At 37.0% G+C, this 15,019-nt stretch carries 10 protein-coding genes; 5 read left to right on the top strand and 5 right to left on the bottom strand.

Annotated elements, in window-relative coordinates; translation table 11 throughout:
• The first annotated feature begins 3 nt into the window (after nt 1-3).
• From kbl to ACOFKR_RS14800, 3 genes are all read left to right on the top strand, one after another.
• The gene (kbl, locus tag ACOFKR_RS14810) at nt 4-1,191 is read left to right on the top strand and encodes a glycine C-acetyltransferase (RefSeq protein ID WP_419801576.1); all 1,188 of its coding nucleotides are present in this window, start codon (nt 4-6) and stop codon (nt 1,189-1,191) included.
• 539 nt (nt 1,192-1,730) lie between these two features.
• Nucleotides 1,731-3,491, top strand: coding sequence for a class I mannose-6-phosphate isomerase (locus tag ACOFKR_RS14805; protein ID WP_419801575.1), 1,761 nt, complete (start codon nt 1,731-1,733; stop codon nt 3,489-3,491).
• 257 nt (nt 3,492-3,748) lie between these two features.
• Entirely contained in the window at nt 3,749-5,155 is a 1,407-nt protein-coding gene (locus tag ACOFKR_RS14800) for a sugar porter family MFS transporter (RefSeq protein ID WP_419801574.1), read from the top strand.
• Between the two features lie 275 nt (nt 5,156-5,430).
• On the opposite strand, the gene ACOFKR_RS14795 is transcribed toward ACOFKR_RS14800, so the two are convergent.
• The 3 genes from ACOFKR_RS14795 to ACOFKR_RS14785 form a co-directional block, all read right to left on the bottom strand.
• A complete protein-coding gene (locus ACOFKR_RS14795) occupies nt 5,431-6,891 on the bottom strand; it encodes a family 43 glycosylhydrolase (protein WP_419801573.1) in 1,461 nt (486 codons plus the stop codon).
• Between the two features lie 254 nt (nt 6,892-7,145).
• Nucleotides 7,146-8,726, bottom strand: coding sequence for a glycoside hydrolase family 28 protein (locus tag ACOFKR_RS14790; RefSeq protein ID WP_419801572.1), 1,581 nt, complete (start codon nt 8,724-8,726; stop codon nt 7,146-7,148).
• 200 nt (nt 8,727-8,926) lie between these two features.
• Complete coding sequence (locus ACOFKR_RS14785) at nt 8,927-9,520, bottom strand: hypothetical protein (RefSeq protein ID WP_419801571.1); 594 nt, start codon at nt 9,518-9,520, stop codon at nt 8,927-8,929.
• A gap of 363 nt (nt 9,521-9,883) precedes the next feature.
• Here ACOFKR_RS14785 and ACOFKR_RS14780 point away from each other — a divergent pair, with 363 nt between their 5' ends.
• Together ACOFKR_RS14780 and ACOFKR_RS14775 are read left to right on the top strand one after the other, a co-directional pair.
• On the top strand, nt 9,884-10,681 hold the full coding sequence (locus ACOFKR_RS14780) for an IS982 family transposase (RefSeq protein ID WP_419801570.1): 798 nt from the start codon (nt 9,884-9,886) through the stop codon (nt 10,679-10,681).
• A gap of 219 nt (nt 10,682-10,900) precedes the next feature.
• Nucleotides 10,901-11,092 (top strand): hypothetical protein, encoded by a 192-nt coding sequence (locus tag ACOFKR_RS14775; protein ID WP_419801569.1) that lies wholly within the window; start codon nt 10,901-10,903, stop codon nt 11,090-11,092.
• Nucleotides 11,093-11,281: 189 nt separating this feature from the next.
• Here the strand turns inward: ACOFKR_RS14775 and ACOFKR_RS14770 are convergent, their stop codons facing one another.
• Complete coding sequence (locus ACOFKR_RS14770; RefSeq protein ID WP_419801568.1) at nt 11,282-12,805, bottom strand: family 43 glycosylhydrolase; 1,524 nt, start codon at nt 12,803-12,805, stop codon at nt 11,282-11,284.
• A gap of 340 nt (nt 12,806-13,145) precedes the next feature.
• Nucleotides 13,146-14,033 carry an AraC family transcriptional regulator gene (locus tag ACOFKR_RS14765; protein ID WP_419801567.1) on the bottom strand — a complete coding sequence of 296 codons (888 nt, stop codon included), beginning with the start codon at nt 14,031-14,033 and terminating at the stop codon, nt 13,146-13,148.
• Nucleotides 14,034-15,019: the final 986 nt, after the last annotated feature.

Genomic DNA, 15,019 nt, shown 5'->3' with positions numbered 1-15,019 from the left:
AATATGTACGATACTATAAAATCAGAAATTGAAAAGCAATTATCTGACTTACAGGAAGCCGGGCTTTTTAAAAAAGAACGCATAATCACTACTCCGCAGGGAGCAGAAATCAATACAACCGAAGGCAAACCGGTATTAAACTTTTGCGCCAATAATTACCTGGGCTTATCCTCGCACCCAACAGTAGTAGAAGCAGCAAAAAAAACCATGGATAGTTATGGTTTTGGTATGTCTTCTGTCCGTTTTATATGTGGCACACAAGATATCCACAAAGAATTAGAGCAAAAAGTAGCCCGGTTTTTAGGTACTGAAGACACCATTTTGTATGCAGCGGCATTTGATGCCAACGGTGGTGTTTTTGAACCTTTGCTTGGGGAAGATTCGGCCATTATTTCCGATGTCTTAAATCATGCCTCTATTATTGATGGCGTACGTTTATGCAAAGCCCAACGCTTCCGCTACGATCATAACAACATGTTGGATTTAGAAGAAAAACTGAAATTAGCACAAGGGTTAAAGCATCGCATAATTGTTACCGATGGTTCTTTTTCTATGGATGGCACCATCGCCCAATTGGATAAAATTTGTGATTTGGCAGATCAATACCGGGCATTGGTAATGGTTGACGAAAGCCATTCTTCCGGATTTATCGGGAAAACAGGGCGTGGGACACACGAATACCGCAATGTTATGGGAAGGATAGATATTATTACCGGTACTTTTGGTAAAGCTTTAGGCGGGGCAATGGGTGGTTTTACCTCGGGCAGAAAAGAGATTATTGAACTGCTGCGCCAACGTTCACGGCCTTATCTGTTCTCCAATTCGCTGGCTCCGGCTATTGTTGGTGCTTCTGTTGCGGTATTGAACATGCTGTCAGAAACAACAGAACTACGTGACAAATTGGAATATAACACACAATATTTTCGCAAAAAAATGACTGAGGCTGGCTTTGATATTACGCCCGGCGATCACCCGATCGTTCCGATTATGTTGTACGATGCCAAGCTTTCTCAAGAATTTGCCGCCAGATTAATGGAAAAGGGAATATATGTAATAGGTTTTTATTATCCGGTTGTTCCCCACGGTAAAGCGAGGATACGTGTACAACTTTCTGCTGCACATACAATGGCGCATTTGGATAAAGCAATTCAGGCATTTACCGAGGTAGGAAGGGATTTAGCAATTTTATAGGATAGATGTGTAAACCAGCCAAATTCTACAGCAACTTCAAAACCTTAATTTTTATCTTGTAAAAATTGACCGTGTGAAATTCATTTTATAAAAAGGGAACAAACTGTAAAATTTCAAAGTGCAATTTATCAAACCCAAACTAAATAGTTGCACCTTATAATCAACAACGCTTCATCTAAAGCTTAAAAGTATTAATGCTTCTTTTACCCTATAAAATTTAGAGCCTGTTTAAATTTACGTCGAAAAAATTCCCGATGCTTCTTTTATCATCTAAAAATATTGTATTGTGATTTTATACCGATAAAAGAAGCATGGGGAATAAATTTACACCGAAAAATTATCATACTTCTTTTATGCCGTAAATTTTGCTTTTCAAATTTTATACCGATAAAAGAAGCATCGATATTTCCGTTTTAATCGGATAAAAAAATAACGCTCACAACTTTTTGTTATCAGCCCGGATAAGTGGTGATTGATGAACAAAACATGATAGCTTTGTTTGTACAGCAATCAAAAGTAAAAACCTAATTTTTTATATAATGCCTTGGAGAAATACCAGCCAGCCGCTGTTGCCTGATCAGTTAAAAAGTGAAGCCAACGATGATTACACCATTTATCCTTATTTTGAGTTGGGAAACGGGTCGGTTAAACAGGGTTATCTTTCTTTGGCAAACTATATCAAGGCTTTTAAAAACGTTATTATTGAGGGTTATCATGGTGTGTTTTGGCAGGATCAAATAGCTGCAATTACGGAGGAACTAAAAAACCTGGGGCTTTCAGTAAAGTGGTATCATACAGATGATTATCTATTACCCGAACATGAAATCGAAGCAAAAGTACAGCCATTTTTAAACGGAGAAGAAGATATTTGGGGCACAAAATGCACTTTAGGACTCGAAGATTTTTACCGGATTACGGATTTAAAGGAAACCAACAGCGATTCCAATTTTGATATAAATATTGTAATTGGCCCTTGTGCGTCGGCGGTTGGTTGGGACGCGCCAGTCATCTACTTTGAAATCCCCAAAAATGAAATCCAGTACCGGGCACGTGCAAATGCGATAAATAATTTGGGGACAAACGCCCAAAAATCCTATCAAAACACCTACAAACGGATGTATTTTGTGGATTGGACAGTATTGAACAAACACAAACAAAAAATTTGCCGCAATATCAACATTATTGCAGATTGCCAGTGGAAAAACAGCATCAACTGGGCAACAACGGATATGATTTACAGCGGATTGGAACAAATGAGCAAATCCGTGTTTCGGGTCCGTCCATGGTTTGAAGCCGGTGCCTGGGGCGGGCAGTGGATGAAAAACAACCTGAAAGGTTTGGTGGCAGATGAAGTAAATTATGCCTGGTCTTTTGAACTGATCGTTCCGGAAAATGGCCTTGTGTTTGCAAGTAACGGAAACCTCCTGGAAGTTTCCTTTGATTTTTTGATGTTCCTTTTTTCCGGAAATGTATTAGGAAAAGACGCAGAACGTTTCGGAACTGAATTTCCGATCAGGTTTGACTTTTTAGATACCATAAAAGGCGGTAATCTTTCCATCCAATGTCATCCTTCGCTCTCGTACATTCAAAATAATTTTGGCGAAAAGATCACCCAGGACGAAACTTACTACATTTTAGATTGCGAAAAAGATGCAGGCGTTTATCTCGGTTTTCAGCAAAATATTGACGCTCAGTTACTTAAAGAAGTTTTATCGGAAAGCCATAAAAATAATGTTCCGCTGGATATTGAGCAATACGTCCAGTATCATCCTGCCAAAAAACACGATTTGTTTTTAATACCAAATGGCACGGTGCACAGTGCCGCAGCCGGAAATCTGGTGCTGGAGATCAGTGCCACGCCTTATATTTTCACCTTTAAAATGTACGACTGGCTGCGGCCGGGCCTTGACGGAAAATTACGTCCGCTTAATATTGACCATGCTTTCAACAACTTAAATTTTGACCGTAAAGGTGCTGTGGTTCAGCAAGAACTGATTTCAAAACCAGTTTGCATTGAAGAAGGGATTGACTGGCAGATCATTCATCTTCCTACACACCAAGAACATTTTTATGATGTGCACCGCTTGGAATTTAAAACGTCCATCACCATTAAAACCAACAATCAATGCCATATTTTAATGCTGGTGGAAGGTTCAAGTGTGGCCTTAACCACGATGGATGGGACAAACACAACTTATCATTACGCCGAAACATTTGTAATACCTGCTGCCGCCAAACAATATAAGCTGACAAACACAGGAGAACAGCCGTTGAAAATTATAAAAGCATTTATTAAATAACTGATATTTATACCTGTTTAATTTTCTGGTATAAAAAAATACTATGCTTTTTTTTATGCCGGTAAAACTTGTATCAGGTTATGATCTTGATAAAAATTATAAAAGTTCAATGATTTTTACCCGATAAAAGAAGCATCCAAACAATCAACACAAATTAAATTAGATTGGGAGTTTCCTTTACAAGAATATAAAAGTTCAATGATTTTTACCCGATAAAAGAAGCATCCAAACAATCCATTTTAAAATCCAACATTTCTATGCAAAAAAGAAACAACAATCTTTTGGTCCTTATCGTAATTGTTGCCGCTTTAGGAGGGCTGCTTTTTGGTTTTGACATGGCCGTAGTTTCGGGTGTTTTGCCATTGATCAAAAAGCAATTGTCTTTTTCTACTTTTCAGGAAGGCTGGTTTGTTTCAAGCGCATTGTTGGGCTGCGTTTTCGGCGTTGCGGTTTCCGGCTTTCTCAGCGATCGTTTTGGCCGCTGGAAACTTCTGTTTACTTCAAGTGTTTTTTTTCTGCTTTCAATAATTGGTTGTGCATTTTCACATGGTTTTACGGTTTTAATTATTTTCAGGGTATTAAGCGGTTTTGGTGTTGGTTTTGCTTCCAACATTGTGCCGCTGTACCTTTCCGAAATTGCACCCGCAAACAAAAGAGGGCGCATCGTAACTTATTATCAACTTGCTATCACTTTGGGGATTGTGGTAGCTTATTTATCCAACTATTGGTTGTTGAACACGGTTGTAAAAGATCATAACTTCTTTTCTGCCTTGTTTGGAAAAGCAATTTTTCGGAATGTTTGGCGATTGATGTTTCTGGTCGGTTCTGTTCCTTCAATACTGTTTTTAGCCGGACTTTTTTTAATCCCCGAAAGCCCAAGATGGTTAAAAGGGCAAGGCAGGTTGTCAGAAGCAAACGCAATTTTAACAACTTTAAATGAACCAATTTTAGTTGCCAAAACACCAACCAATTTAAAACCAGCAAGCCGTTTATTAACTGCAAATAAACAACTATGGTCAATTAAATATCGAAAACCTTTATTAATTGGTTTGCTGCTGCCTTTATTTTCGCAGTTTTGCGGTATAAATGCAATTATTTATTTCGGGCCAACTATTTTAAACAACGCCGGATTGTCTTTAAATAATTCTTTTATCAGTCAGTTGGTCTTCGGGCTTGCCAACCTTGGTTTTACCATAATCGCAATTTTAACTGTTGACCGTTTGGGTAGAAGAAAACTATATCTTGCCGGTTCATTCCTGGCTTTTCTGAGTTTGGTTGCAACCGGGCTTTGCTTTTATTTCAAAATTGTTTCAAGCCCATTGTTGCTCATTTCAGTTTTGATTTTTATTGCCAGTTTTGCCTGCTCAATCGGGCCTTTAAAATTTGTGATAGCATCAGAAATATTTCCGGGCCAACTTCGCGCTAAGGCGTTATCAATCAGCATTATGACGATGTGGATTGCAGATACTTTGGTAGGATTTTTAACGCCAATCTTATTAAATAATTTTGGCAATGCTTTAACATTTTACTTCTTCTCGGCCTTTTGCTTTGGCGGCTTTTTGTCGATGTATTTTTTACTGCCCGAAACCAAAGGCAAATCATTAGAAGAAATTGAAGAAGTGTGGAACAACAATGCAAGTTCTGGATTTCCTGCCGCTCATTAAAAAAACGTAAACCTTTAAATTAACCGATACGATACCGCTTCTTACAAAGTTTTTCGGATTGTTCATCTTTCAAAAACAACAATAACCGAACGATATTTCAAGGCCGTTCTAATCTACAAAAAACAAAATTTACCATGCTTCTTTTATGCCCCTAAATTTTGTTTTTCAAAATAGTATTAATAAAAGAAGCATACAAAGTTTCTGTTTTTTAGGTGATAAAAGAAGCATCTTAGATCACTTTAATGCAAAGCTAAACAGGCTTTTACCTGGTTTTGTCAATAAATTTTCACTTCCCAAATTCCCGGTCTTGGGTTTTGTTTTTCGTTTCTTAAAATGATACGGATATACCTCGTTTTAAACTTTGATTGACTGACCAAAGGCGCACCGATTTTGGTGTTTTTCCATTGATCTTCTGCCAGCTTCCAGTTTTTATCATCATCCGAAACTTGTATTTTATATTGATAAGCTTTGATTGGAAATTCAGGAAAAATTTGGATTTCATTAAATGATTTTACAATGCCCAAATCCAACTGAAGCCATTCTTGTGCATATTTTTTGCCAATCCAAAGTGTTCCATTATTTTCATCAACCGCAAATTTTGATTTAGTTACCATAGAATCCAAATCGCTCGAACTTGTAGTTTTTGCTTCAAAAGCCAGGTTTAGTTTCATTTTTACGGGTTGCAATGCGCCAACTCCTTTGTGTGTAGTTACCACTCGTTGCAAAGAACCATCCGGATTAAAATTTAAGACATCAACCGCAACCTGCCTTAATTTCTGCGAAATATTATATTTATCCAACGTATTAAAACGGTGATAAACGATGTAATATTTATCCTTAAACTTTAAAATTGTGTGGTGCCCGGTTGATTTGATTTTATTATCGTTATCGTCTGTACTTAATATCGGGCGGACCATTCCTTCTTTCCATGGACCAAAAGGCGTTGGCCCGGTAGAATATCGGATTTGATAAGTTTCGTCCCAGGTTTTTCCCCAGGAATAGGAGAAATAATATTGACCGTTCTTTTTAAACATATACGGTGCTTCAAAATAATGCGGCGGCGTTACATCTTTTGGCATTTCGGCAAACGAAACCATATCCGGATTTAGTTTTGCCGCCAAGCATCTGCCTTCAATGTCACGGCCACTATCAGATGAACCCCAATAAAGATAAGCTTGCCCATCGTCATCCACAAAACATTCAGCATCAATGGTTTCCACATAATAATATTCTTTATGCCGTACAAGTGGTGTGTTGTCTTTCTTCAAATTTTTCCATGGCCCGGTTGGATGATCGGCAATGCCAACCCAAATTTCCTGACCGATGGTAACGTACATATAAAACTTTCCGTTTGGTGCTTTGATTACGCTTGGTGCCCAAACCCCCGAAGCTGTGCCGGTATTGCTTTTACATTGTTCTTTGGTTGGCCAATTCAAATAATCACATTTCCAATTTACGAAATCTTTGGATGTCCAAACCGCTAACTTTGTAATATCGTTCCAATTGGGCATATCGGTGGTGGCGTAAATGTAAAAAGTACTGTTATCTTCCAAAATCGTAGGGTCGGCATAATAGCCCGGAAGTAAGGGGTTTCCTGTTTTTGGACTATCAAACTTTAGGTCTTTTTTCGTCCATAATTGGATAACCGATTGATCTGGGTTTTGTGCCGAAACCTTGAATCCAATTAAAAAAACAATGGCTATTAGCAGACAGGTTTTAGTAGTTTTTAAAATCATATCTTTTTATTTGGTATGCGTGTACTTTTTAATCGTTTTATCTTTTAAGTTGTTAAACTTTTTAGGTCAGATTTTTTTATGCTGATACTTCTTTTACCACCTAAAAAACAGGAAGTTTCCATGCTTCTTTTATCGGTATAAATTTCGGAAACAAGATTTATTGTGGTAAAAGAAGCACTATAAATTGTTTCAATATTAATTTAAACAAACGCTAATAGTTTAAATCCAAAATTGGATTCTTGCGGAATATGTTTTTACAATTCTTTTTTAACTAAGTTTAAACTATTGTCTAATTGAACATTTTCACATTGATTTAAAATGATTTGTTTTTTATCGGAAGCTGGCAAGTTAATGGTTTCCATTTTTAAACTTTTTACATCATCAAAAACAAATGCCGGACGAAAATCCTCATTTTCTAATTTAAGAGTGATGTCTTTGAATTCTAATCCTTTAACGTGCCGAACATAAAATCCCCAGGCTGGCAACTCTCCAAACATATCAAACTCCGGGTAACTTTTTATATTTTCAGGTACTTGTTTTAAACGGCTTAGCGGTACATACGCCATTCCTTTAGATGCCCTGCCGGGATAGGTTATTTCGAGGTTTTCGATCACCACATTTTCAATAAAATTTTCGGGAATTCCTGTTATAGAAGCCGGGAAAGCATTGTGAAAATACGGTACTTCGGGGCCGCGCATATCATAATTCAGATCAGGCCGTCCAAAAGGGATTTGCACCTTAACATCTTTTATCAATATATTTTTAATAACGCCGGGCTTTTCACCATCACGATGGCCCAAACGGATAAAAATGCCGTTACCCGTGTTTTTTGCGACGATATTTTGCACTTTAATATTTTCAATAACGCCGCCGTCCACACATTCAATAGCTATTGCAGAACGGAATGTATCAAAAATATTGATGTTTTCAATTGTTACATTTTTAAAACCTCCGTAAGAAGCCGTGCCAAACTTAACGGCACTTGCACTTGACTGAATGGTACAATTAGCGATGTAAACTTTATCGTTAAAATAGCCCGGATAATAGGATTTTAAACAAATGCCATCATCTGCAGAATTAATATCACAATTGGTGATTTTTACATTGCTGCAATCGGTAATGTCCATGCCATCATTGTTCCAAAAAGCCCGGTTTTTTAATTTGATTTTATCTATAGTTAGATCGGTGCACAATTCAAAAGAAAGTCCCCAGCCTGCGCTGCTTTGAATAGCTAAGTCTTTAACTTGGATTTTTTTGCATTGAGAAAAACTGAATAGTTTTGGCCGGACCTTTTCACTTGGACGAATATTTTTAACGCTATAATTTGGGTCGATTTTAATTCCGGTATGATACAAACTATCAATGTTTAGTGCTAATTCCAGGCCTTGTCCATCAATTTCACCTTTTCCATAAAGCATAATATCAACAGCGTTATGCGCCAAAATCAACCCCAAATGCGTATTGTCATCAGTTTTGGGGGATTTTGGCCTGCCTTCTGAACTTACGCTACGGTAATCATTTGGATTGGTGCTTCCTAATAAAACTGCTCCGGCTGAAAAGTAAAGGCCAACATTGCTTTTTAACTCAATACTTCCGGATAAAAATTTTCCTTTCGGAAAAACAACTGTCCCGCCCGATTTGAGTTTATTTGCGGCATCAATAGCTTTTTGAATGGCTTTTGTGTTTAAGGTTTTCCCATCTGCAATTGCACCATATTTGATAACATTAAATTCTTTTTTGGTGAGTTGCTCCGTCTTGTTTTCATCTTGTGCAGATAAAGAAAAAGAGCAAGCCATTATCAAAACTATAGATAATGAAAAGTTAATATTTTTCATTGTTACAGATTGCAAATTAATGCCTGTTTAAATTTCTGTTGATCGCTTTGCCATGCTTCTTTTATGCCCGTAAATTTTGCTTTTGAAATTGTTGCTAATAAAAATATCCACCAATTTTTAGGTGGTAAAAGAAGCATATAGAATTTTTCAATGAGATTTAAACAGGTGCTGAATGTTGGATAAAAAGCCAATGCTTGAATTCATTTTTTAGCTGCCTCATGTGCATACTGAGCGATGATTTGTAAAGTGCTTTTATCGGTGTCAAATATGGAATTCAGACCTTGTGCTTCGCTATACGGATCGGCGGTATAAATAATATCACCTGGCTTCCACATGGCGTCTTTTTGCTGCGCCCTGCCTTCGCCGCCCCAGCCCCAGAAATTTATTCCGCCCAAAGGTTTACCTTCTTGCATAGCATCTTTTAAAAGCTGAAAAACAAATTTATAATACTCATCTCTGGCAGTAGTAGGAGTGCCTGGCGCATATTTTTCGCCGTCTCTAACAAAACCAAATTCTTCCATCACGATGGATTTATTCAACTTTTGTGCGAGATCTAAATGTTCAGCAAAGTATTGGGCCGTTTTTTCTTTTGTTTTTTCCATTTCAGGATTATCGGCTTTATACCAACCCCAGTTTTTTGGCCACATGTGGAAAGTCATATAATCAATATATTTACTTTGATGTGCTTGTAAGGTATAATCTAAATTGTTGAGCGTCCCTTTGCTGCCCTCGCTGCCTGTGGTAACCAATTGTTTAGGCGCAATAGAATGGATAAAACCTGCAGTTTCATCCACCTATTTTGCAAAAATTTTAACTTTTTCTTCCACGTTTCCCGCATTAGATGGACGAGGTTCATTAGCCAGTTCCCAAGTCATTACTGTAGGATCGGACTTATATAAATTATTGGTGTATATATTCTTCCGATTTACTAACATGCTAACGTGTTGTGCGATTAAAAAAGGATAATGGAATGAAAGAAAAAGTTGTGCATTATATTAATAATCAATATATTAAAGAATATTTAACTCCAATTAAATGTTTCTTTATGCACAACCTTTCGAGCAATTTCTATTTATTTTTAGATATTACCAAATCTGTTTTTTAAATCCTCTATCAATGCCGATGGTAACTTTAAGTTCTATCCAAGACAGCCGAAATTGTCTGATTGTCAGATCATTGCTTTGAGTATCATGGCTGAATCAGTAGGCATCGATTCCGAAAGCTACCTTTTTGGCAAACTTAACAAGGATTATAAAGCCGATTTTCCTAACCTCATCCACCGCTGTAATTTTAACCGGCGCAGGAAAATACTTGGCCCATATCTTCAGCAGTTAAATCAGTTGCTTGCCGATGGCATGAACCAATCTGAAAGTACATTTCTTATAGACTCCATTCCAGTTCCTATTTGCAAGACCGCCCGGGAAAAGTCGGGAAAAATTTGTCGGGAAAATTTTGAGACTGCGCCCGACAAAGGCTATTCATCCGTGAACAAAGCCTGGTATTTCGGCTACAAACTACACCTTGTAACATCTGTCAGGGGTATATTTCATTCGATGGATTTAAGTAAGGCAAGCGTCCATGATATTCATTACCTCAACGAGGTAAAGCATTCAGGATTAAATAATTGCACCCTTATTGGAGATAAAGGTTATCTATCCAAAACCTGGCAGTCTGACCTTTTTCACTCCGTTAAAGTTGATCTAAAAACGCCTATGCGTAACAATCAGCAAAATAAAGAACGTTTCCAACCTATCTTCAGGCGGTTCAGAAAGCGTATGGAGACCTTATTTGCCCAACTCTGCGATCAGTTTATGCTCAAACGCAATTATGCAAAATCGCTTGCTGGTTTATCAGTACGGATATTGACTAAACTTACTGCTGTAACCTGTCTGCAATTCATTAATAAACAAAATAACAAACCGCTAAATCATCTAAAATATGATTTGGCTTTTTAATCGCACAACACGTTAGGATTATGTATTTAGTTCGCAAATCGTTTATTTGGTATTAACCTATTGATAGTCAATAATTCATTTAGTATATTTAAGCTAAATAAGTCAATATGTTTATCGGAATAAGTATCAACGAATTTAAGGAAAAGTTTAAAACAGAGTAGGATTGCAGTCCTAACATTTAAAGCTAAAAAGGAATTAAGCCGGCTTGGCCTTTTACTGATGGCAGGAATTTTTAACGGGGAGCATAAACTTGAATTTACTGACAACCGAAATGGAACAACAACATTCAGGCAAAGTGAAAAATTCAGCGGAATACTTGTGCCCCTATTCAAAAAGCAGCTTGACAGCAATACAGCAGCAGGATTTGAGGCAATGAATAAAAAATTGAAAGACTTGGTTGAACAGAAATAAATACTAACGCCAACATGGAAACTTGGAGCAAGCGAGGCTGGAGGAGAAGGGCTGAACGATAGCTTCTCAATTACGCGTTAGTGCAGACATAGGCTGAAGTAATTGTGTTTCCCTTCCTGCGGCAGGCCCTAATTACACTGACATAGTTCACTTTACACTACCTAATTGTTTTAAAAGAGATTACTATTTTTATTGGTTTATACCCTTGCTTATAAAGCTTTCAAATTTTAAAGCCTGCTTTTCTTCTGATTTAAAGGTTTTTCCCTTATCAAGGCTAATCATAGATGATTTATTTACAACATTAAGTTTTTTGGTAAATGCCACACCATAGCAGCCGGATGTGGCTTCAGATTGTAAAACAAGAATATAATTACTACCTTTTTTTACCTTAAAATTTGGTATCAAATTAATGTTTTTTGCCGACCAGCCAATATTTTGTTCAGCGATAGATTTTACAAATAAGGCGTTTCCTATAGGTGAATTTTTGTCGTCGGCTGCATAAATACTGATGGTTAGATCTTTATCTGGGTTATTATTTTTAAAAGCGGTAACGCTCACCTTTGATAAAATACCAGAACGGGTCGTGGTAAATGGCTGAGAAATTTGTAACCCTGACGTAATCAGGCATTTAATGTTATAACTATTATTAACCGAAGAATTATCTAAATCAGCAGGTTTTGACAATTGTACTGCTTTTGGAACCTGATAATTTTCCATACATTTTAAAGGATTGATGGAACCGTCTGCAGCAAAGGTTAAAGGTGCCCAGTAATAATTGGCAAGGGCTTCGTTTTTGGCTGCGTTGTTCCATAAATCACTACCGTATAAATAAACAGTCTCCGAATTTATTTTAATAGTTGACACGAATGATGGTTGCCCGCCACAAGAATTATCGCTAATCTTTTTGCTTGCAGACCAGGGGCCAAGCGGAGAAGGGGCTGTACGATAAGATGTGCCTGTACCAGAACAATACCCACAATTTGGATCAGAATAAACGACATAATAGATACCATTGCGCTTGAAAAGCCCGGGAGCCTCTGTTTCTCCTGATGTGACCGATTTTACAAATTTTCCTGTGCCGGTCAGATAATCCGGGCTTAGTTGTTCAATAACAATAGTACCTTTAGTACGCCAATCGGTGTATGCAAGGTATGCGGTGCCGTCATCATCCACAAAGGTATCATGGTCGCCGTTATTTAAACCTGCCGCAGGCATATTATTGTTAACTGCCAGCTGGGGTTCGGCCGTTTCAATAAAAGGCCCTACAGGGGTTTTACTGGTAAAAACCCGGTACCCTATTACATTATCATAAACGTTGATCCATAATACATAGCGTTTGGTTGTTTTGTTGTAAATAACATGTGGCCTGAAACAACCGTAAGTTTTCCCATCGCAGCGCGATTGCCATATTGGCGTTTTAGCATCAAATAAATAACCTCTGTCTGTCCAGTTATTCAGATCTTTTGAAGAATATACCTTAAAACCGCAAAAAGGTGCCCCTTTATTTCCCCACTGAAAGCCACAATCATAACTGGTGCCGTATAAATAATATACGCCGTTAAAGTTGGCAATTTCACCATCGTGCGCATCAATTGCATCACCTGCTGTACTAAAGCGTGTAATTTGCCGTCCATCTTTATCAAAATTTTTAATTTGTGAAAAAGACTGCTGAAAATATATTAAAGCAGATAACAAAGTAAAAATCAGCTTCATAAAATTAGGATTGTTGGGTGTTTTATTCGTAGCTATCATACAAAGCTATTTAACATCGGAAACTTGCAAATATACAATTTGATATAACATTTGTAGATATTGATACTGTTTATATAAAAGATTGCACGATACTTCTTTTATCACCTAAAAATATAAACCAAAAGCTTAGGAAGTGTTTAAATTTATACATTGATCCTCGATAAACTCAGGATTGATGCCTATGCTTCTTTTACCCTGTAATAATTAGTGCCTGTATCAATTTAACTTAATCAAAATCAACTACTTGCCATTTTTTAGGTGATAAAAAAAGCATGTATAAATAGTTTAAACGGTTGCTAAGTTATTTTACCGGATCAAAACTTCGTTGCCGGTATTCGGTTGGTCTAAGCCCTGTTTTATCTTTAAATATTTTAGAGAAGTAAAAATTTGATTCGAAGTTGAGTTCTATTGAAATCTCTTTAATTGATACATTGCTGTTGTTTAACAATTCTTTTGCTTTTTCTATCTTAAGTTGCAAATAGTATTGGCCAGGCGATAAACCAGTATAGTTTTTAAACAATTTCCTGAACCATGAATAACCAACGTTAAGCTCCTGTGCCGCCTGCTCGGGCGAATAGGCATTACTGATATTAGAACGAAACAGCAGCCTCGATTTATTGATGATATTTTCTTCTTCTTTGTTCTCGGCAACACTTTGTTTGGCAGCAGCATAACACGACCCGATTAAATGTAAAACCGCACCAGATATCAAAGGCTGATATCCGGGTTTTTCTTGTTTGGTTTTTTCAATTATACAGTTATAAATGTTAAAAACATTGTCTTTAAAACCAATGCGGAGACATGGGTTTTCCGGCCTTAAATAGCCCGAAGTTAGTAAGTTATCTATAATGGCACCTTTAACGCCTACCCAATATTCGTCCCATCCGGTATGGCTGTCGGGCTTGTACCGATGCCGTTCATTAGGGAATAAGACAATTACAGTACCGGCTTTGATTACGGTCTGTTTAAAACTTTCCGATTCAAAAACACCTTGCCCGTTCGTGATGTAAATAATCTGGTATTCCTGTAAAATCCGCCAGGTGTTCCAGTTGAAGTTATGGTGCGACGGATGGTTTTTAAACGGATAATCTTTAGTTGCCCCAATATGCGTACAGCCGGCATTCAATACTGTCAGGCCCCAGCTTTCATCTTCTTTACTAACCGGTAAGTATTTATAAAAGTTAATCATGGCAAATCAATATAGCCTAACCAACAGCGGTTTGCTTAATGTTTAAAAGTAAGGATATAGGTTACAAGGGGGCAGCCTTAGTTGCTCATCATTGATAAATTTAAAGATGTTTTTCGGAAAAATTGTAAATAAATCAAAAAACACATTGGATTTATCAAATAATCAGTTCAACAGGACACACTGTTTTTAAAGCTGTTTAAGCTTGAGGGCCTGTTTAAAATTTATTCAATCGGTTTTATATACTTCTTTTATCACCTAAAAAATGGTAGGGTTTTTTATTTAAAACTGATGCGGACACTAAATTTTACAGGGTAAAAAAAGCATTGCATTTTTTTTGATATAAACTTTAAACAGGCTCTTGGTTTAAGCCTGTACAGAGTATATCCGGATTTCGTTCAACTTATTTCCATGCTTCTTTTACCGCCTAAAAACCCACGGGCATTATGTTCCGTTGCAGAAAACAAAATTTGCAAGCATAAAAGAAGTATTTTGAATATTTATCCCCCTGAATTTAAACAGGTTCAAACCCAAAAGTGCAAACAGCTTTTTTACTGTTTAGGCCCGGATCAAAAAATGTATTTTATTTATCAAAAGTTACATTTTTATAAATTGATTATCAAATAGTTTTGGTTCAACCAATTACTTAAGTTGTTTTCATAAATAGTACGATCAGGATAAGATGCGGCAGCGGTGTGAGGGCTTGTGTTTTTAGTGTTAGGTATTAGTACGTGCCGCATGCTTAAAAGGATTTTAATTACAGGGAAATTTTCGGGGCTAAGGGTCAAAGCGTGATCCTTATTATATAAGTACAGATTAATGAATTTGGCCTAATGTGGGAAACAAGCAAAATATGACCTGTATTCATTATCAAAACTGCCATCTATAAACTAAACACAAGAACATCATACAGTTGAAAAATAAAACCTGATTTTTTAAAGAATATGAAATACATGCCGAAAAACATACAATTTAACGGGGTTTTTTCA

The organism is Mucilaginibacter sp. (assembly GCF_965201005.1).
Classification (GTDB): domain Bacteria; phylum Bacteroidota; class Bacteroidia; order Sphingobacteriales; family Sphingobacteriaceae; genus Mucilaginibacter_A.
Note: the sequence above shows the minus strand (reverse complement) of the source record. Positions and strands in the feature narration are given on the sequence as shown.